16 protein-coding genes are annotated in these 19,886 nt (G+C 66.8%); 7 read left to right on the forward strand and 9 right to left on the reverse strand.

Annotated features, from left to right (window positions below):
- Nucleotides 1-40: 40 nt before the first annotated feature.
- From L0U83_RS06640 to L0U83_RS06650, 3 genes are read right to left on the reverse strand one after another with little or no spacing between them, the layout of a single operon-like run.
- Nucleotides 41-1,624, reverse strand: a complete 1,584-nt coding sequence (locus L0U83_RS06640) for an efflux transporter outer membrane subunit (RefSeq protein WP_267939208.1) — start codon at nt 1,622-1,624, stop codon at nt 41-43.
- Nucleotides 1,621-4,776, reverse strand: coding sequence for an efflux RND transporter permease subunit (locus tag L0U83_RS06645; protein ID WP_373321011.1), 3,156 nt, complete (start codon nt 4,774-4,776; stop codon nt 1,621-1,623). The genes L0U83_RS06640 and L0U83_RS06645 overlap by 4 nt, the downstream gene beginning before the upstream one ends.
- A complete protein-coding gene (locus L0U83_RS06650; RefSeq protein WP_233881482.1) occupies nt 4,773-5,909 on the reverse strand; it encodes an efflux RND transporter periplasmic adaptor subunit in 1,137 nt (378 codons plus the stop codon). The genes L0U83_RS06645 and L0U83_RS06650 overlap by 4 nt, the downstream gene beginning before the upstream one ends.
- A 253-nt stretch (nt 5,910-6,162) precedes the next feature.
- Between L0U83_RS06650 and L0U83_RS06655 the strand changes: the two genes are divergently transcribed.
- Nucleotides 6,163-6,780: a TetR/AcrR family transcriptional regulator gene (locus L0U83_RS06655; protein ID WP_233881483.1), complete on the forward strand. Its 618-nt coding sequence runs from the start codon at nt 6,163-6,165 to the stop codon at nt 6,778-6,780.
- Nucleotides 6,781-6,814: 34 nt separating this feature from the next.
- On the opposite strand, the gene L0U83_RS06660 is transcribed toward L0U83_RS06655, so the two are convergent.
- The 6 genes from L0U83_RS06660 to L0U83_RS06685 all read right to left on the reverse strand — a co-directional run bounded on the left by L0U83_RS06660 (nt 6,815) and on the right by L0U83_RS06685 (nt 13,254).
- Nucleotides 6,815-7,045 carry a DUF2795 domain-containing protein gene (locus L0U83_RS06660; RefSeq protein ID WP_201697090.1) on the reverse strand — a complete coding sequence of 77 codons (231 nt, stop codon included), beginning with the start codon at nt 7,043-7,045 and terminating at the stop codon, nt 6,815-6,817.
- 230 nt (nt 7,046-7,275) lie between these two features.
- The gene (locus tag L0U83_RS06665) at nt 7,276-7,548 is read right to left on the reverse strand and encodes a hypothetical protein (RefSeq protein ID WP_233881484.1); all 273 of its coding nucleotides are present in this window, start codon (nt 7,546-7,548) and stop codon (nt 7,276-7,278) included.
- A gap of 246 nt (nt 7,549-7,794) precedes the next feature.
- Entirely contained in the window at nt 7,795-9,144 is a 1,350-nt protein-coding gene (locus L0U83_RS06670; RefSeq protein ID WP_233881485.1) for a C45 family autoproteolytic acyltransferase/hydrolase, read from the reverse strand.
- 161 nt (nt 9,145-9,305) lie between these two features.
- Nucleotides 9,306-11,051: a ClcB-like voltage-gated chloride channel protein gene (locus L0U83_RS06675; protein WP_233881486.1), complete on the reverse strand. Its 1,746-nt coding sequence runs from the start codon at nt 11,049-11,051 to the stop codon at nt 9,306-9,308.
- A gap of 148 nt (nt 11,052-11,199) precedes the next feature.
- On the reverse strand, nt 11,200-11,934 hold the full coding sequence (locus L0U83_RS06680) for a glutathione S-transferase (protein ID WP_233881487.1): 735 nt from the start codon (nt 11,932-11,934) through the stop codon (nt 11,200-11,202).
- Between the two features lie 246 nt (nt 11,935-12,180).
- Nucleotides 12,181-13,254 carry a YeiH family protein gene (locus tag L0U83_RS06685; RefSeq protein ID WP_233881488.1) on the reverse strand — a complete coding sequence of 358 codons (1,074 nt, stop codon included), beginning with the start codon at nt 13,252-13,254 and terminating at the stop codon, nt 12,181-12,183.
- Between the two features lie 145 nt (nt 13,255-13,399).
- Here L0U83_RS06685 and L0U83_RS06690 point away from each other — a divergent pair, with 145 nt between their 5' ends.
- The 6 genes from L0U83_RS06690 to L0U83_RS06715 all read left to right on the forward strand — a co-directional run bounded on the left by L0U83_RS06690 (nt 13,400) and on the right by L0U83_RS06715 (nt 19,850).
- Nucleotides 13,400-14,320, forward strand: a complete 921-nt coding sequence (locus L0U83_RS06690) for a LysR family transcriptional regulator (protein WP_233881489.1) — start codon at nt 13,400-13,402, stop codon at nt 14,318-14,320.
- 183 nt (nt 14,321-14,503) lie between these two features.
- Complete coding sequence (locus tag L0U83_RS06695; protein WP_233881490.1) at nt 14,504-15,310, forward strand: TIM barrel protein; 807 nt, start codon at nt 14,504-14,506, stop codon at nt 15,308-15,310.
- A 53-nt stretch (nt 15,311-15,363) separates the two neighbouring features.
- The gene (locus tag L0U83_RS06700; RefSeq protein ID WP_233881491.1) at nt 15,364-16,344 is read left to right on the forward strand and encodes a sugar kinase; all 981 of its coding nucleotides are present in this window, start codon (nt 15,364-15,366) and stop codon (nt 16,342-16,344) included.
- 141 nt (nt 16,345-16,485) lie between these two features.
- Nucleotides 16,486-17,769 carry an MFS transporter gene (locus tag L0U83_RS06705; protein WP_233881492.1) on the forward strand — a complete coding sequence of 428 codons (1,284 nt, stop codon included), beginning with the start codon at nt 16,486-16,488 and terminating at the stop codon, nt 17,767-17,769.
- Between the two features lie 21 nt (nt 17,770-17,790).
- Entirely contained in the window at nt 17,791-18,756 is a 966-nt protein-coding gene (locus tag L0U83_RS06710; protein WP_233881493.1) for a 2-hydroxyacid dehydrogenase, read from the forward strand.
- Nucleotides 18,753-19,850, forward strand: a complete 1,098-nt coding sequence (locus tag L0U83_RS06715; protein WP_233881494.1) for a LacI family DNA-binding transcriptional regulator — start codon at nt 18,753-18,755, stop codon at nt 19,848-19,850. The genes L0U83_RS06710 and L0U83_RS06715 overlap by 4 nt, the downstream gene beginning before the upstream one ends.
- The last annotated feature ends 36 nt before the right edge of the window (nt 19,851-19,886 follow it).

The following is a 19,886-nucleotide window of genomic DNA, read 5'->3' on the forward strand; positions in this document are numbered from 1 at the left end:
CCGATCATGCTACCGCGAGCCGCACGGAAAACCGCGAGTGTTACTTGCCCTGCGCGTCGGCGGCAGCGTCCGATGCTGGCGCTGCCGAGGCCGTGTCCGCTGCGTGCCCGCTCCCGAGCGTCGCCGGGTTGACCGGCGGATTGCCCATCGCCTGGAAGAGGGCGGCCGTATCGGCAAGCCGCGTGCCGCGATAGCGGATTTCGTCGAGCCGCGCGTTACGCCATTGCTGCTCGCTTTGGCGCACCGCGTACCACGGCACGGCGCCCAGCTTGTAGCGCGCGTTGGTGTCCTCGTAGACGCCCTGGGCGGTGCGCGCCGAGGTGCTCGCCGCGTCGAGGGCCTGGGCGTCGTGTTCGAGCGCGGCGAGACGGTCGGCGACATCCTGGAACGCCGTGAGCACCGTTTGCTTATACGTGTCGTTGGCCGCTTCGTACGACTGCAGCGCCGCGCGCCGCTGCGCGAGGAGTGCGCCGCCATGAAAGATCGGTTGCGAAAGCGAAGCGCCGATCGCCCACAGCGCGCCCGCGCCCGACGTGACGACGGGCCAGCTGAAGCCGCCCTGGCCGAGCGCCGCCGAAAGCGTGATGCTCGGGTACATCTGCGCGGTCGCGGCGCCGACGCCGGCCGCGGCAGCCTTGAGCGTGGCCTCAGCGGCTTCGATGTCAGGACGGGTTCTCAGGAGTTCTGAAGGTATGACGATGGGCACTTGCGCGGGCAAGGTCAGGCTGGCGAGATCGAGGTCCGGCGGCGCCTGGTCGGGCGTGCGGCCGATCAGCACGGCCAGCGCATGGCGCTGCGCGATCCATTGCTGCCGCAGCCCCGGCAGATTCGCCGCGAGCGAGGCCGCGCTCTGCTGTGCGCTCAGCAGATCCGTGCGCGAGGCGGAGCCGAGCGCGTAGCGTTTTTGCACGTCGTCGGCCTGCGCATTGGCGAGCGCAATCAGTTGCTCGGTCGTGTCGATCTGCGCATGCAGCGTCGCCGCGCCGAGCGCGCTTGCCACGATGTTGGCCGCGAGCGCGCGCTGAGCGGCCTCGAACTGGAACGCCTGGACGTTCACGCGCGAGGCGAGCGCCGCGTTGTTCAGGCGGGTCGCGCCGAACACGTCGAAGGTATAGCGAACGTCGATCAGGCCCGCGAAAATCGCGTATTGCAGCTGGTCGATGCCGAACTGCGGAATCGCGGGTTGCTGCTGGCGTTGCGCGATGCCGATGGCGTCGACGGTCGGCAGGAGCGAGCTGCCGATCTGGCCGCGCAACTGCTCGCGCGCGGCTTGCAGGTTGTGGTCGGCGGCGGCGAGATTCGGGCTGTTGGCGAGACCCTCGCTCACGAGCGCATCGAGCGCGTCGGAGCCATAGAGCGTCCACCATTGAGGCACCGGTTCCGCGCCCGTCACGAACTGTTGGGCGACGCCCTGGGCGGCGACGGTCTGCGCCGGTTGCGCTTCGGTGCCGTAGTGCTCAGGCTGCGGCATGGCGGGCGGCTCGCCGGTAGGCCCCATCATGCAGCCTGCCAGCGCGAGCGCAACGCATGCGGCCAGCGAACGCAGCGCAAGCGGGGAACGTGTTGCGTGCGGGCGCGCCACGTTGCGCGCGCCCGACGGCGAAGTCAAAGGAGCCATCTTCATGATGCCTGTTCCGGCGCCTTGCCGGTCTCGTCAGTCTCGCTGCTGCGCACGCGGAACGCGGCCGCGTAGGCCGCGGGCAGGAAGAACAGCGTGAGCACGGTCGCAATCGTGATGCCGCCCATCAGCGCCGTGGCCATCGGCCCGAAGAAGTTCGAGCGCAACAGCGGAATGAGCGCGAGCACGGCGGCTGCGGCAGTCAGCATGATCGGCCGGAAGCGGCGCACCGTTGCGCCCACCACGGCGTCGAAGCGCTTGTGCCCGGCGCGAATGTCCGTCTCGATCTGATCCACGAGGATCACCGAGTTGCGCATGATGATCCCGAACATCGCGATCACGCCGAGCATGGCCACGAAGCCGAACGGCTGCCGGAACACGAGCAGGGCGATCACCACGCCGATCAGCCCGAGCGGCGCGGTCAGCACGACCATCAGCACGCGCGTGAGGCTCTGTAACTGGATCATGAGCAGCGTGAGCACGGCAATGGCGAGCACCGGCAACTGCGCGAAGATGGACGCCTGGCCCTTCGCGCTTTCCTCGACCGAGCCGCCCACTTCGATGTGGTAGCCGGGCGGCAGCGCCTGCTTGATCGACTCCAGCTTCCGGTCGAGCGCATGCGTGACGTCGATGCCTTGCGCGCCCGCGCGCACATCGGACTGCACGGTGATTGTGGGCTGCCGGTCGCGCGACCAGATCACGCCGTACTCCAGATCGTTGGCGAGATGCCCGAGCGCGCCGAGCGGCACCGGGCCGTTGGGCGTGGGCATGGCGAGCGTGAGCAGGCGGGCGGGATCGACGCGTTCGGCGGCGGGTGAACGCAGATCGACGCTGATGAGCTTGTCGCGCTCGCGATACTGCGTGACGGTATAGCCCGAGTAGGTCATCTGCAGGAAGTTGGCGATGTCCTGCGACGAGACATTGAGCGCACGCGCCTTTTGCTGGTCGATCTGGAAGTGCAGCGAGCGTCCCGCGGGCTCGTCCCAGTCGAAATTGACGTTGTCGGTGCGCGGATCGGCGCGCAGCGTCGCTGCGACCTTGTTGGCGATGTCGCGCACGGTCGGGATATCGTCGCCGCTCACGCGGAACTGCACGGGGTAGCCTACGGGCGGCCCGTTTTCGAGGCGCGAGAGGCGTGTGCGGATGGCCGGGAAGTTGTCGCGCAGCATCGGTTCGAGCCAGCTTGCGAGCTTCTCGCGGTCTTCGACCGACTTCGTCGTGATCACGAACTGTGCGAAATTGGGCTGCTGCAACTGCTGGTCGAGCGGCAGATAGAACCGCGGCGCGCCAGTGCCGACGAAGTCGATGAAATGGTCGATCTCGGGGCGGCCCTTGATCGCCGCTTCGAGGCGCTTGGTCTGGCGCAGTGTCGCATCGATCGAGGCGCTTTCGGGCAGGCGCACGTCCACGAGCAGTTCGGGCCGGTCGGAACTCGGGAAGAACTGTTGCGGCACGAGCTTGAAGCACGCGAGCGCGGCCACGAAAAGCGCGATGGTCAGCATGAGCACGATGGCATGGCGTTCGATGCACCAGCCGATCCAGCCGCGCAGGCGCCGATAGAAGCGCGTGTCGTAGATCTCGTGCTCGTGATCCCCGTCGTGGGCTGCGTTTGTCGCGTTCGGATCGGGTTTGCGCTCCGGTAACAGCCGGTAGCCCAGCAGCGGAATCAGCACCACGGCCGCGAACCACGAGGCAATCAGCGCGATCGCGGACACCTGGAAGATCGAGCGCGTGTACTCGCCGGTACTCGACCTCGCGAGCACGATAGGCAAGAAGCCCGAAACGGTGACGAGCGTGCCGGTGAGCATCGGAAACGCCGTGCTGGTGTACGCGAACGCGGCGGCGCGTGTGCGGTTCCAGCCCTGCGCGAGCTTCACGGCCATCATCTCGACGGAAATGATGGCGTCGTCCACCAGCAGGCCGAGCGCGAGCACGAGCGTGCCGAGCGAAACCTTGTGCAGACCGATGCCGAAGAGGTACATCGCGAGCGAGGTGACGGCGAGCACGATCGGAATGGAAATGACGACCACCATGCCCGTGCGCACGCCGAGCGAAACGAGGCTCACGAGCAGCACGATGCCCACGGCCTCGGCCACGGCATCGACGAAGTCGTCCACCGAGCGCGAGACGGCATCGGGCATGCTCGATACCTCGACGAGTTTCAGACCCGCAGGCAGTTGCGCGCGCAACTGCTCGACGCGCGCATCGAGGGCGCGGCCCAGGCGAATGACGTCGCCTCCCGGCTGCATCGTCAGGCCGATGCCGAGCACCGCCTGATCCTGGAAGCGCATCTGCGTGGCAAGCGGCTCGTCGTAGCCGCGCCGGATCGTCGCGATGTCGCCCAGGCGAAACGCGCGGTCGTTCACGCGGATCAGCGTATCGGCGATCGCCTTGAGGTCCTCGTACTGGCCGCTCGGGCGCACGAACACGCGGTCGTCGGCGGTCGTGAGCGTGCCTGCGGCCGAGACGCTGTTCTGCGCGCCGATCACCTGGCCGAGTTGCGTGGGTGATATGCCGAGGCGCGTCAACTGCGTGTTCGGAATCTCGATGTAGATGCGCTGTTGGGGATCGCCGAAATAATCGACCTTGCCGACATCGGGCACGCGCAGCAGTTGCTCGCGCAATTTGTCCGCGTAGTCGTGCAGTTGCGCGGGCGAAAAGCCGTCGCCTTCCAGCGCGTAGATGTTGGTGTAGACGTCGCCGAACTCGTCGTTGAAGAACGGCCCTTGCACGCCTTGGGGCAGCGTGTAGGCAATGTCGCCCACCTTCTTGCGCACCTGGTACCAGGTCTCGCGCACTTCGCTCACGGGCGCGGAGTCCTTCATTGTGAAGAACACGAGCGATTCCCCGGGCCGCGAGTAGCTGCGCAGAAAGTCGATATAAGGCGTTTCCTGCAACTTGCGGCCGATGCGCGTCGTCACCTGGTCCTCGACCTGGCGTGCGCTCGCACCGGGCCAGAAGGTCTGGATCACCATCACGCGAAACGTGAAGGGTGGGTCTTCCGACTGTGCGAGCCGCGTATAGGCGAGTGCGCCGAAGATCGTTGCCAGCGCAACGAGAAAGGTCACGAGCGCCCGATGCCGCAGCGCCCACGCCGAAAGGTTGAAGCGGCCCTCGTCATGATCGGAGCCTGGACCCGAGCCTGTCATCTGGCTCATGACGCGAAGTCCTCGGGATGCAGCGGCGCGACCGGGCGCACCTGTTCGCCTGCGTGGACCGTGTGCACGCCTTGCAGCACGATGCGCTCGCCGTCCTGCAGCCCGCCCGCCACGGTGATGGTGCGCGCGTCGTAGCGCGTGATGCTCACGCGCCGCAACTGCAGCACGTTGTCGGGCGCGTGGACGACCCAGATGGCGGGCGCCTCGCCGTCGTGGAAGAGTGCGGTGGCCGGCACCGTGAACGCAGCACTCGCGCTCGCCTCGCTCGGGGCCGCGAACGCCACGTTGGCGGTCATGCCTAGACGCACGTCGGCATCGGCATGTTCGAGGGTGAGCTTCGCGCGCCACGTGCGGCTTTGCGGGTCCGCCGCAGCGGCGAGTTCGCGCAGGCGCGCCGTGTAGTGGCGGTCGGGCAGGGCGCCAAGCGTGACCTGCGCGGTGTCGCCGGTGTGCAACGCGGCCACGGCGCGCTCGGGAAGGTCGCACACCACGTCGATGTCGCCCGTCCACGCGAGCTGGTAGACGGCCTGGCCCGCCTGCACGTTCTGGCCGGTATCGGCGTTTTCGGCCGTGATGACGCCGGCGTGGTCTGCAACGATCTGCGTGTAGCGCAACTGGTTCTTTGCTAGTGCGAGTTGCTGCTGCGCCTGGTCGCGCTGGGCCGCGGCCGATGCGTAGGCGTCTTGCGTCTGTTCGAGTTGCGCGCGGGCGATGAGATTGGCCGCCGACTGGGCCGTGTCGCGATCGAGCTGCTGCTTCGCGAAGACGAGGCGATGCTGCGCGGCGTCGAATTGGGCCTGCGCGCTTGCTGCGTTCTTCTCGAAGTCAGCCGGATCGAGCCGCGCAAGCGTCTGGCCGGGTTTGACGCTGTCGCCAAGACGCACGCTGCGCTCGATGATCTTGCCGTTCACACGAAATGAAAGCGGCGTGGCGTTGCGCGCCTGGATCTCGCCGGGGTAGGTGGGGCTCACGCCGCGGCCGTCGGGGTGCACCGTCATCGAGACGACCGGGCGCGGCTGCGGCGGCGCTTCCTTTTGCTTGCCACACGCAGCCAGCGCCGCAACGCTGAGCACGAGAAGCACACTCGCGGCATGCCGCCACGGCGCACTGAATTTACCGGTACCACTGCGCATCCTGCTCGACGCGCCACGACCGCAACGATTCACTTGGACCTCGACACGCCTTGTGCGCACGCAGACCGCAATATCGCCAGGCCGGTTGCGCCGCCATTGAGTCGCGGGCGCGGCGCGGCTCGCGCACTTACCCGGACTTGGGATGATGAACCGGATTCTAATACAACCTTGTATCCGAATGCGAAACTGAATCCGAGGAATGTTTCAGTGCTAGACTCGCGTCAATCCACGACACATAACGACGCCCCACGCCATGAAGCGCATTCGACTCACTCGCGAGCAAAGCCGCGATCAGACGCGCGAGCGCCTGCTCGACGCCGCGCTGGCCATGTTCATGAAAAAAGGGTTCGTCGGCGCGAGCGTCGAGGACATCGCGCACGCGGCGGGGTACACGCGCGGTGCGTTCTACTCGAACTTTTCGGGCAAGTCGGACTTGCTCGTGGAACTGCTGCGGCGCGATCACGAAGCGATGCAGACCGACTTGCGTGCCATCTTCGAGACCGAGGTATCGCGTGAGCAGATGGAGGCGCGCGTGCTGACCTATTACAGCCGCATGCCCCAGGACAACAAGGTCTTCCTGCTGTGGGTGGAAGCCAAGTTGCTCGCCGCACGCGACGCGCGCTTTCGCACGCGCTTTAATGCCTTCATGAAGGAAAAGCGCGAGAGTCTGGCCGCGTATATCGAGGAATTTGCGGCACGCGTGGGCACGCCGGTGCCGCTCGATCCGGAACTGCTCGCGGTTGGGCTGATCGGTCTGTGCGACGGGGTGCAGTTTCTCGCCACGGCCGATCCGCAGCATGTCACGCCGCCGGTCGTCGAAACCGTGTTGGGGACCTTTTTCGCGCGAGTCGTCTTCGGCCGCGGCGCGTGAGCCTAGCGCGCACCAAGCCCACGACGCGCGCGCTTCAGGCGCCGAGGCCAGGGCCGTAGTTGCTGCCGATCAGCCGCGTAACGGACGCGACGTCCTGATAGTCCTGCTCGGGCATGCCGTCGAGAATGGCGAGCACCTCGTTGCTCGCGCCGGCTTCGCGCGCGGCGTCCACGAGTTCGTCCTTGTTGGCGGGCCAGCGCACTTCGCGCAATACGTCTGCGAATTGCAGATCGATGGGTTCATCGGGAATGCGAGAGGCAGGCATGCGTGGCGTCCTTTGCGCGGGCGGCCGGCATTGGCGGTCCGCGTCGTCGTCTCGTTCGTTGTGCGGAATTTGTTCAGATTTTGTCCGCGCGTTGTTTCCATCTTCGTTTGCATTGCAGCGCGCAATGCTAATGCGGCGCCTCAAGCATACACAATCCGCCTCGCACGCCTTCGCCGCGTGCGCAGGCGCTGCTCATTCGCCGCATGATCGCAACCGGGGGCGGGTCAGGCTCAGGTCTGCTCGTGCAGATCCGGGCTTAGCGTCTTGTCCAGGCGATGCGACTTGGGCAGCGTGAGGTACTCCCAGTGTTGCGGCCCGTTCGCGGTCACGGGCACGTTGGGGGCGGGGGGCGCCACGGGGGCGTCGTAGGCGTGGGACTGTCCACTTGCAAGCGGGATGTGCGCGCTGGCCTGGACGACCGGTGAGTCCTGCGCGGTGCGTACCGGAGCGGCGAAGCAAGAGGCCGACAACAGCACGGTGGTCATCAGTGTCGAGGTTTTCATCGCTCGACCTCCTTTCTCATGCGGCCCACAGGTCGCAGCAAGCGCCGTACCGCGTCCGCCAAGGTTGGTGGCGGGGCAGGCGGCCGCGCCAGCCGGGGCGGCCAGGCGCGCCGCTACGCGAAGGCACATGCGCCGTTTGAGCGGCCCATGTGCGCGAGGCGCATACGGAAATACCATGATGGCAGGAAATGCATCGGCGCGTCTCGAACGCGCGTGCTTTTTTGCGGGCGTCGCCGTTACGGGGGATTAAAGCGAGGGCCGGCGCAGCGCCTCGAAGCGTGTCCAGGGCCACGACGGGCGGTCGCGCATATAGCCGTTGAGCCAGTTCCACTGCGGGTGGCGCTGCATGAACGCCTGGGCGTCGAACGGGCGGCCGCAGGGGTGGCCCCAGCGCGCCCAGAACGACAGATCTCGCGCCATTTCGCTGTCGGCCACCTTGCCGTCGTTCGCGCCCCATGGGTTGAACGGCCCATGGTCCGCGCCGCCGAAGCGTGCATCGTCGAGTTCGAGGTGCCCGCAGATCGTGCGAGAGCAGGGGTTGTCACTGCGCTCGAGATAGACGTCGTGATGGTCGGCAATCATCGCCTTGGCGAGTTCGGCGTCGATCGCGCCGCGGTGCTCCTGCGCGAGTTGCATGAAGCGCAGGCGGCGCGCGCCGTTGCGGCGCACATCGGTGTAGTCGTCGGCCTCGCCGGTGCATTCCTGGTTGCGGATCTTCAGGTCGGTGGCCGCGTTGAAGCCGCTGTAGAAGCCGTCTTTCGTGCTCTCGAAGCCCGCGTGCTGCAGGCCCAGTTCATAGCGCGCGATCTCGCCCGTCCTGGTGTCGCCGAGGAGCCAACTGTTCACATAGCCTGCATTGTTCGCCTGCGCAAACATCTCGCACCATTGCGCAATGCTGGACGCATACTGCGTCGCCCGACGCGAGCGGTAGAACTCGGGGGCGCCGTTCGCGCGATAGCCAACGAAGTTCGAGATGGTCGTCTCCGTCACCATCAGGCCAGCGCCGTTGATCCAGAAGTCGGTGAGGCTCGAGATGCAGCCGGGCAGGCCCTGCATCAGGATGCGGTGCCCCGAGTCGGGCACGATGTCGAACACGATGTTGAAGGCGTCGCCGGCCGCGTAGCGGTCCCACGAGTTGTGCGCCATGACGATACGGCCGTCGCGTGTCGCGCTGCCCGTGGCGATGAAGGCGCTGCAGTGGTGGCCGCGCCGCCCGCGCCACGGGCGCACCGCGCCTCGCCCCTGCTGCGCTGCCGCATGAACCGGCCACCAGCTCTGCAGCAAGTCCATGTAGCCGTTCCAGGCGAGCACTTCGGCGAACTTGAGGCCGGCGCCGTCGGCGATGCCCTGGATCTCGTCGGCGAATTCGGTGTCGAGGCGCGGCGCGAACTGCTGGATCGCGGCGTTGATAAAGGTGTCGAAGTCTTCGCCCGTGTCCCATTTCGCGAGGTAGCGGGCAGTGCGGATCGCGTTGCGGATTTCGTTGGCGAGCAATTTGCCGTGCTGCTCGCCCCGGTCGTAGGGCTCACCCTGCAAGTGCACGAATATCCAGCCGGCGTGGTCGCGGCGTACGGCTTCGAGTGAGGGTTCGCTCATCTTCGCTCCGGTCATCCCCGCGTCGATTCTCGCGGCCTCCTGCGTGTGCGTCCGTACGCATGCGCACAGCGCGGGCCGGGTAGCGCTTGTTTCTTGAAGCTGCCCTCTGAATTCTAGAAAATCCGCCGCGCTTTGCCACACGGCTCACGCGCCGGCGAGGCTTACCGCTCGGCGTTCATGCGCTGATAGGCGTCAAGAAGCGAGGTCTTGTACACCACGCCCGCGAGCGTCGGCTCGCGCGTGCTTTCGACCACGGGCAGGCGCTCGCCCTGGAACGACATGAAGTGCTGCAGGCCTACGGCGAGCGGCATATCGGGCGTGAGCACGTCGAACGTCGGCTTCAGGTAGTCGCGGGCATGTTTGTTCGAGGTGTCGCGCCTTTGCAGCAGGTCCGAGGTGATGTCGGCCAGCGCGACCGCGCCGAGAAAGCGGCCCGTCTCATCCGTCACGTAGAGGTACTTCACCGGATATTCCAGGAACACGCGCGTCATTTCCTGCACCGTGGCGCTCTCCAGCACGACGGTCTGCGCGGGGCGCACCAGCTCGCGCATCTGAGTCATGCGCAGACGCATGCGCTCGGCTTCCTCGCGGTTGCGATGCAGCGTGATTTCATACATCGACGCCTTGCCGATCGCGCGCGCGACGAAATACGCGACCACGCACGAGAGCATGAGCGGCAGCACGACCTGGTAGCTCAGTGTCATCTCGAAGATCATCAGGATTGCCATGAGCGGCGCCTGGGTCGCGCCCGCGAGGAACGCGCCCATGCCCACCATCGCGTAGGCGTAGGGCGCGGAGGTGCCGTCGGGCCAGAGCGCGTGCATGCCCTGGCCGAACAGGCAGCCGAGCACCGCGCCCATGAAGAGCGTTGGCGTGAACACGCCGCCCACGGCGCCGGAGCCGACCGTCGCGGCTGTCGCGATGAGCTTGAAAACGAGCACCGTGGCGAGCGCGGTCCAGGTCCAGGGCGAATGCAGGATGGAGTTCACGACGCTGTAGCCGTTGCCCCAAACCTCGGGCGTCCACACCGATAGGATGCCCACCACGAGACCGCCGAGCGCGAGCCTCACGGGCAGCGGCGCGTTGAGCCTGCCGAAGCCTTTCTTCGCGGTGTCCATCATCACGAGGAACTGCGGCGCAAGCGCGCCGCACAAGAGGCCGAGCGCCACGAACAGCAGCACCTCGACGCCCGTCACGGCGGGAAACACCGGCATTTCATACGGCGGCTTGTAGCCTGCGAACTCACGCATCGTGATGTTGGCGACCACGGAGGAGACGACGATCGGCCCGAAGCTCTCCATGACGATCGAGCCGAGCACGATCTCGGTCACGAAGAAGGCCCCCGCGATGGGCGCGTTGTACGCCGAGGTGATACCGGCCGCCGCGCCGCACGCGACAAGCAGGCGCAAGCGCGACGGATCGAAGTGCACCCAGCGGCCGATCAGCGAGGCGGCGAGGGCAGCGAGTTGCACCATCGGGCCTTCGCGGCCGATCGAGCCGCCGCTCGCGATCGTGAAGAGCGACGAGAGGCTGCGCCAGATACTCGTGCGCACGGGCATGACGCCGTCGCCGATTGCCACTGCTTCGATGTAGTCGGCGTGGATCGCCTTGCTGCCGTTGCTGGTCGCCTTGCGCCGCGCGAGCAACAGCAGGCATCCCGCGATGAAGCCGCCGACAGTTGGCATCCAGATACGCCGGTGCCACGGCAGATGGCGCGCCATCTCGACGAGGCTGCCTTCGCTGCCCGTGAACAGCATTTGCACATGCGCGATGCCTTCGCGAAAGATCACGGTCGCAAACGCGCCCGCAACGCCCACGATGACCGACCAGATCAGCATCGTGTGGGCGTCGGACAGGCGAAAAAGGTCGCGGGCGCGGGTGCGCAGTTTCAGCAGGAATGACAGCACGGCGGGCGGGTCAGGTTACGGGTGAAAGAAAGCCGCGCGTGCGCAGGGCGCGACGTGCGGCGGGAAGCATAACGGGTGCGCAGCGGCAACGGCGCACCGGGTGCATGAAACAGGATGGCTGCGCACACCGTCCACGGCCCGCGCGCGATCAGCGCACGGCCCGGTCGAGTTCGGGGTAGTGCCGGAAGATGCCGGTTTCGTTGAACGGCAGCCGCCGCTCGGAGTCGAGATAGGCGGCGATATGCGGGCGCTTCGCCACGGCGTCGCGCAGCGCGACGACATGCGGATAGTGATCCGCTAAATGTTTCGTGGCTTTTGGAAACGCGTAACGCAGGCCCTCGACGATCTGAAACATCGAAAGATCGACATAGGTGAGCGTGTTGCCCACCATGTGGCGCGGGCCGTCCGGATTCAGCGCGAGCACGCGCTCGAAATAGCCCATGAATTTCGGAATGCGATGCGCAATGAAATCCGCTGAGCGCGCCTTCGCTGCGTCCTTCTGGTCCTCGTAGTAGAGCCCGCTCGCGATTGGATGATGCGTGTCGTGCGCCTCGGTCACGAGGTCCGCGATCGTGAGTTGCAGGCCGTTCGCGACGATCCGCAGGCCCTCGTCGAGCGGCGCGAGCTTGAGCTTCGGGCCGAGATAGAAAAGGATGTTGGCGGTTTGCGGCACGATGAGGTCGCCGTCCTTGAGAAAGGGCGGTGCGAACGGCGGGTACGGCTCGTCGCCGTCCAGCTCGCCCATCATCGCGCCAATGCCGAGGCCGTCCTTCTTTTCGCCGCGCGCGACGTCCACATAGGGCGCTTGCGCTTCTTCCAGCGCGAGCCGCACGAATTCGCCCCGCCCCTGCAGACCGTCCCAGTAATAGAGCTCGTATGCCATCGGTCGTCCCCTTGCGTTCAATGCCGTGCTCGCCACGGCCTGCGCCGCTGCTGCTCACGTCACGCACAGCAACGCACAGTATCGCTCGCAACCGTCGCGCCTGGTTCGCGCGTGGCGTGCGCTCGCGAGCAACCGCCTGGCCGCCGCGTGCAGAAACGCAAAAAGCCCCGCGGCGAGCGGGGCCGGTGGCCGGGAGTGCCGGCACACGGGGGAGCGGGTCGGGGCGCGCGGCCCCTGGGCGCCGGATCATCCGAACAGGCGCTCCACGCCCCAGGTGATTGCCAGACCGCCGCCGACGAGCCACAGGTAGATGATGAAACCGGCTGTCAGCGCCCGCGGGCCGGCCTGACGGATTTGCGAGAAGCGCGTCTCGATCCCGAGCGCCGTCATTGCCATGGTCAGCGCGAAGGTGTCAAGCGTGTTGACCGCGTGGGTGGCCGTTTCGGGCAAAACGTGGAGCGAATTCACGATGACGAGCGCGAGGAAGCCGAGCGCGAACCAGGGCACCGCGAGCTTGCGCGCGCCGCCGTGGCTGGCGTGACCGTCGGCCTGTGCCTTGCTGCGCGCCGCACGGTTGAGCCACACGCCGAGCACGAGCAGCACGGGCACGAGCAGCATCACGCGCGTCATCTTGACGATGGTGGCGATGTGCGTGGCCTCCGGGCTCACGTTGCTCGCCGCGCCCACCACTTGGGCGACTTCGTGAATCGTGCCGCCGAAGAAGAGTCCGGCGCCGAGCGTATCCAGATGCAGCCAGCCCGCGTTGTAGATCACCGGGTAAAGGAACATCGAAAGCGTGCCGAACAGCACGACGCTGCCCACGGCCATGGCGCTCTTGTGCGGCTTCGATTGCAGCGTGGACTCGAAAGCGAGCACGGCGGCCGCGCCGCAGATCGCGCTGCCGGCCGCGGTGAGAATGGCGGTGTCGCGGTCGAGCTTGAGGACCTTCATGCCGACCCAGGTGCCGATTACGAGCGTGCTCACGACGATCACGACCGATTCGACGAGCCCCGGCACGCCGACCTGGGCAATCTCCTGAAGGCTCACGCGCAGGCCGAAGAACGCCACGGCGATGCGCAGCAGCTTGCGCGCGGAGAAGTTCACGCCGGCGGCCCAGCTTTCGGGCATGCCGTCGCGCAGCGCATTGCCGTAGATCGCGCCCGCGACGATGCCGACGATCAGCGGGCTCATGCCGAGCCCCGCGATGGCGGGCAGCGAAGCGACACTGGTGACGGCGGCCGCGAAGAGCGCGACGAACAGCACGCCGTTGAGCTGCCCGCGGGTGGACGGCAACGAGTGCGCAAGACTGGGTGTAGACATGACGGCCTCTCTACCGGACGAACCGGTCGAAAAATGGGGTAGCGAACAGGTCGCTATCGAATGGCCTAATCCTAATTTAGATATATCGATATGAAAAATCGTGATTTGTGAAGTAATATATAGGGCAACACGATGGTTTCCCACGATGACCCCGGAACAACTGATAACTTTCGCTGCAGTCGCCGAGCATCTCAACATCAGTCGAGCTGCGCTGGCGCTGCATTTGTCGCAGCCGGCCGTTTCGGGCCAGCTGCGGCTGCTGCAGGAGGAGATCGGGGAGCCGCTTTATCAGCGCGACGGCCGGGGCGTGCGCCTCACACCCACGGGCGTGCAGCTAGCGGGCTACGCGGCCCGCTTGCGCGACACCTGGCGCGACGCGCTCGCGTACCGCGACGCGTTACGCGGCCTAGAGCGCGGCACGCTACGCATCGGCGCCACCACCACGCCCGCGAGCTACCGGCTGCCGTATCTGGTGGCGCAATTCCATGCGCACTATCCGCAGGTCAAGCTCGAAACGTCGAGCGGGAATACGACGGACGTCGTGGGCATGCTCGGGACCGTCGATATCGCGCTGATCGAAGGGCCGGTGGGCGAGCAGTTGCCGCCGGATACGGCGGTGCATCCGTGGCACGAGGATGAAATCGTCGCCATCGTGCCGCGCACTCACGCGCTGGCGTCACAATGCGATGCGCAAGGGGAAGCGGCCGCTCCGAAGCCCGCCATCACGGTGGAAACGCTCGCGCAGTGGCCGCTCGTTTTGCGTGAGGATGGCTCAGGCGTGCGCCAGGTGGTCGAGCGCGCATTCGCGCGCGCGGGCGTGCCCATGCGCGTGGCATTGGAGATCGCTGGCGTGGAGGGCGTGAAGGAGGCGGTGCGGGCGGGCATGGGCATCGGCTTCGTCTCCGCCATGTCGATGCGCCACGAGAACGGCGCACTGCGGCAGATCAGCCTTGGCCCCGAACCGCTTGCGCGGCGTTTCTCGATTCTGGTACCGCACGCGGGCGCGGCTTCGCGCGTCGCACAGCGCTTTCTGGAACTGTGTCTCGCCGATGTTCCCGGCGCCTGATTCACCTGACCCACCCGACCCAGGGCAATCCAGAATGGCGGCCTGAGCGGCTAGCGCGCACTATCCGCCCTAATCAACCGGCGCGCAGGCGCTTTTTTTCGGGCTGGATTTGGAACCGGTTCCAAGAAAGCTGGAAGGCCCGAAAGAGCGCGGTGCGCGGCGGCACGCAACAGGAAGACGGCAATGGCGGAAGTAGCAATCGTGGCGAGCGCGTTCGGCGCGCAGGCAATCTGGCGTGACGGTCATGCGGCGTGGAGCCGTCCGGCGCGGCGTGCGGGCGCACAGGCGTTCGAGGTGCGGCGCGAACTCATGCACGATGCCGACGCGCAGCCCGAAGCGCTGCGCGCGCTCGGAACGGCGCTCGCGGGCGAGGGTTTGTGGCGCGTCTGGTCCACGCCGGACGCGCTATATGGCGAAGATGGCGCGCTCGACGAAGCGGCACTTTCCTACGCTCTGGCCGCGGGCCGCGCGCTCGGCGCGCGTTTCGTGAAGCTGCAACTCGGCGGTTTCGCAGGCGACGCCAGCGCGGGGCGTCTCGCGAGCCTGCTCGAAGAATTGGGCGCGCGCACTGCCGCGACGGACGAAAGGGGTAAAGCGAACAACGGCCCTCGCGTCGTCGTCGAGAACGGTCAGCTTGAGCAGGGCGGCAAGCTCGACCAGTTCATCGGCCTCTTCAACGCGTTGCGCGACGGCGGGGCACCGGGCGTGATCGGCATGACATTCGACATCGGCAACTGGCAATGGCCGGGTGAGCCACCGCTGCTCGCCGCTGCCGCGCTCGCGCCGTACGTCGAATACATCCATTGCAAGGCGGTGGTCGGCGAGGGCGCACGCCGCTTCGCCGCGGCGCCAGGCGACGACGACACCCTGTGCCGCGCCGCACTCGCGCTGCTGCCGACACATGTGCCGCGCGGCATCGAGTTTCCGTTCGATCCGGCGCGCGTGGACGAGGACGCCGCGCACTACGTCGATTGGCTCGCAGCCGCTTGAGCACACGTAGCCGAGCCCAAGACTCCCCATACGATTCATCAGGAACGCATCTCATGACCGAAGCACTCGATGTCATCACGTACGGCGAAGCAATGGCGATGTTCGTCGCCACCGAGCCGGGGCCGCTCGCCCAGGTCGCGCATTTCACGAAGCGCGCAGCGGGCGCGGAGCTCAACGTCGCGACCGGCCTCGCGCGCCTTGGTTTCAAGGTGGGCTGGATGAGCCGCGTGGGCGCCGATTCGTTCGGCCAGTTCGTGCGCGACGTGCTCGCGCACGAAGGCATCGACGCGCGCTGCGTCAGCACCGACACGCACTTTCCGACCGGTTTCCAGCTCAAGTCGAAGAATGACGACGGCAGCGATCCGGCCGTCGAATATTTCCGCCGCGGGTCGGCTGCGAGCAAGCTCTCGGCTTGCGACTATCAGGCCGACTACGTGCTCGGCGCGCGCCATCTGCACCTGAGCGGCGTGGCGCCGGCAATTTCCTCTTCGTCGCGCGAACTGGCGTTCAAGCTCGCACACGAGATGCGCGCCGCGGGCCGCACGATTTCGTTCGACCCGAACCTGCGCCCGACGCTCTGGGGCTCGCAAGCCGAGATGGTTGGCACGCTCAACGAACTCGCGAGTTTCGCCGACTGGGTGCTGCCAGGCGTGGGCGAGGGCCGCGTGCTGACGGGCTCGGACGATCCTGAAGCCATCGCGCAGTTTTATCTTTCGCGCGGCGCGCGCGGCGTGATCGTGAAGCTTGGCGCAGAGGGCGCGTACTACGCCACAGCCGTTGGCGAGCAGGGCCGCGTCGCGGCGCAGCGCGTGGAGCGCGTGGTCGATACCGTGGGCGCGGGCGACGGCTTCGCCGTGGGCGTGGTGAGCGCGTTGCTCGAAGGGCATGCGCTTGCTGCGGCGGTCGCGCGCGGCAACCGCATCGGCGCGCTGGCCGTGCAGGTGATCGGCGACTCGGAAGGTTTGCCGACGCGCGCGCAGCTCGATGCGCTCGAAGCTGCGCAACAGCAGGCGTGCGCCGCTGCCCCTGTCTAGCGGAATCTGCGCGGCACAAGCACCTACGAAGCACGGAACAAGCGGCGCAACGCAAAGCGCATTCGCAAGCGGCGCGCCAAACGACATGACACCAGAGGGCGGCACTGGCAGGTACCAAGCCCCATTTAACTGGAGACACCGATGACCTCAACCTCGCTCGCACCGCGCCGCTGGTGGGCAATCATGCCGATCGTGTTCATCACGTACAGCCTTGCCTACCTCGACCGCGCCAACTACGGCTTCGCCTCGGCGGCGGGCATCAACCGCGATCTCGGTATCAGCCCGGGGCTCTCGTCGCTGATCGGCGCGCTGTTCTTCCTCGGCTACTTCTTTTTCCAGCTGCCGGGCGCCATGTATGCCGAGCGGCGCAGCGTGCGCACGCTCGTGTTCGCGAGCCTCGTGCTGTGGGGTGGCTGCGCCGCGCTCACGGGCGTCGTCACGAACATCCCGTCGCTCATGGCGATTCGTTTCGTGCTCGGCGTGGTCGAAGCGGCCGTGATGCCCGCCATGCTCATCTTCATCAGCAACTGGTTCACGAAGAAGGAGCGCTCGCGCGCCAACACGTTCCTGATCCTTGGCAATCCGGTCACGGTGCTGTGGATGTCGGTCGTTTCGGGCTATCTCGTGCATGCGTTCGGCTGGCGCCATATGTTCATCGCGGAAGGCGTGCCGGCTGTCGTGTGGGCCGTGTGCTGGTGGTTCCTCGTGCGCGACAAGCCCGCGCAGGTGAACTGGCTTTCCGACGATGAGAAGCGCGCGCTCGACGCCGCGATGCGCGCCGAGCAGGCCGCCATCAAGCCGGTGCGCAACTACGCCGACGCGTTCCGCACGCCCGCCGTAATGCTGCTTTCCGCGCAGTACTTCTGCTGGAGCATTGGCGTGTACGGCTTCGTGCTGTGGCTGCCCTCGATCGTGAAGAATGGCTCCGCGCTCGGCATGGTCGAAACGGGCTGGCTCTCCGCCGTGCCGTATCTCGCGGCGACCATCGCGATGCTCGCCGCCTCGTGGGCGTCGGACAAGCTCGACAATCGCCGTGCGTTCGTGTGGCCGTTCCTGCTGGTCGGCGCGATGGCTTTTGCGGGCTCCTATGCCCTCGGCTCGACGCACTTCTGGATCTCCTATTCGCTGCTCGTCGTTGCCGGCGCGGCGATGTACGCGCCGTATGGCCCGTTCTTCGCGATCGTGCCGGAACTGCTGCCGAAGAACGTGGCCGGCGGCGCGATGGCGCTCATCAACAGCATGGGCGCGCTCGGCTCGTTCGTCGGCTCCTATGTGGTCGGCTATCTGAATGGCGCGACGGGCTCGCCTGCGGCATCCTATGCGTTCATGAGCGTGGCGCTGCTCGTTTCGGTGGGCCTCACGCTCGCCGTCAAGCCGCAGCGCGAGGCCGCCCGTGGTTATGCATCGCCGGCTCACGGAAAATAACCTCTCTTTTCTAGCGCACTTATGAAGCTGAAAATCGTTGTCTATAAAGCCTTGCCCGCCGATGTCGCCGACTACCTGCGCGAGCACGCCGAACTGATCGACGTCGATGCGGACCAGCCCGGTGCGCTCGCCGCCGCGCTAAAAGACGCCGACGGCGCGATCGGCGCGAGCGTGAAGATCACCCCGGCGATGCTGGACGGCTCGCGCGTGAGGGCGCTCTCTACGATTTCCGTGGGCTACGACCAGTTCGATGTGCCCGATCTCACGAAGCGCGGCATCTTGCTGGCCCATACGCCCGACGTGCTGACTGAATCGACGGCCGATACCGTGTTCTCGCTCATCCTCGCGAGCGCGCGCCGCGTGGTCGAGCTTGCCGACTGGGTGAAGGCGGGCCACTGGAAGGCCAGCATCGGCCCGGCGCAATTCGGCGTGGACGTGCAGGGCAAAACGCTCGGCATCGTGGGGCTCGGGCGCATTGGCGGCGCCGTTGCGCGGCGTGCGGCGCTCGGCTTCAACATGAAGGTGCTCTACACGAACCGCAGTCCGAACGAAGCGGCCGAACGCAACTATGGCGCGCGTCGCGTCGAACTCGACGAACTGCTCGCAAGCTCGGACTTCGTCTGCCTCCAGGTGCCGCTCACCGACGCCACGCGACACCTGATCGGCGCAGAGCAACTGAAGAAAATGAAGAAGAGCGCGATTCTCATCAACGCTTCGCGCGGCGCGACGGTGGACGAGCAAGCGCTGATCGCGGCGCTCGAAGCCGGCACGATTCACGGCGCAGGCCTCGACGTGTTCGAGCGCGAGCCGATCGATCCCGCGTCGCCGCTCCTGCGGATGCCGAACGTGGTGGCGCTGCCGCACATCGGCTCGGCCACGCATGAGACGCGTCACGCGATGGCGCGCTGCGCGGCGGAGAACCTCGTCGCGGCGCTCGCCGGCACGCTCGACGTGAACGTCGTCAACCGCGACGTGCTCGCGCGATGAGTATGGCTGCGGGCGGCGCGGATAGTCCGCACAACGTCGATGCCGCGAAAAAGGGCGCCGCGGCCACGGCGCCGCGCCGCGCGACCATCAGCGACGTGGCGCGTGAAGCCGGCACCGGCAAGACCAGCATCTCGCGCTATCTGAACGGCGAGTTGGGCGTGCTTTCGCCTGACCTGCGCGCGCGCATCGAAGCGGCGATCGAGCGGCTCGACTATCGCCCCAACCAGATGGCGCGCGGCCTCAAGCGGGGCCGCAACCGTCTGCTCGGCCTGCTGCTCGCCGATCTCGCCAACCCGTATTCGGTGGAGATCCTGCAGGGCGTGGAGGAGGCGTGTCACGCGCTCGGCTACATGCCGCTCATCTGCCACGCGGCGAACGAAATCGACATGGAGCGGCGCTATCTTCAACTGCTCACCACGTATCGCGTGGAAGGTGTGATCGTCAACGCGCTCGGCGTGCGTGAATCGATGTTGAAGCCCGTGGGCAGCGGCGGCATTCCGGCGGTGCTGATCGACCGTACCGTCGACGGCCTGGATGCGGACATGGTCGGTCTCGACAATGCGGCGGCCGTGCGCCTCGGCACGGAGCATCTGCTTGCGCGCGGCTACGACGACATCGTGTTCGTCGTGCAGCCGTTCGAGCAGGTGAGTTCACGGCGCGAGCGCGAAGCGGCGTTTCGCGAGTCGATGCAGGCGACGAAGGGCGCGGCGCGCGGCCTCACGCATGTGCTCGATCTCCACGATGAAGCGGCTGTGCAAGCCGCGCTCGCGGCGCTCGACGCCCACGTGGCCCAGGCGAGCGCGCGCGGTGCGCGCTGCGCGCTGTTCGCGGCCAACGCGCCGGTGGCGCTGCGCCTTGCCTTGCATCTGAAGGCGGCGCTCGGCGCGCAGTGGCAGCAGCGCGTGGCGCTCGTTGCCATCGACGATCCGGAGTGGGCCGAGCTTGCCGGAATCACCACGATCCGCCAGCCCACGCGCGAGATCGGCTATCGCGCGGTGGAGTTTCTGCACGAGCGCATCGAGGGCGCGGCGCCCAATGCGCGCGCGGCGGCGTTCGAGGGCGAACTGGTGGTGAGGGCTTCGACGCTGGGGTGACTGCGGCGCGATCGAAAGCACGTCGTGCGGGTTTGG

The sequence above is a fragment of the Paraburkholderia flagellata genome, from assembly GCF_021390645.1.
Taxonomy (GTDB): Bacteria; Pseudomonadota; Gammaproteobacteria; order Burkholderiales; family Burkholderiaceae; genus Paraburkholderia; species Paraburkholderia flagellata.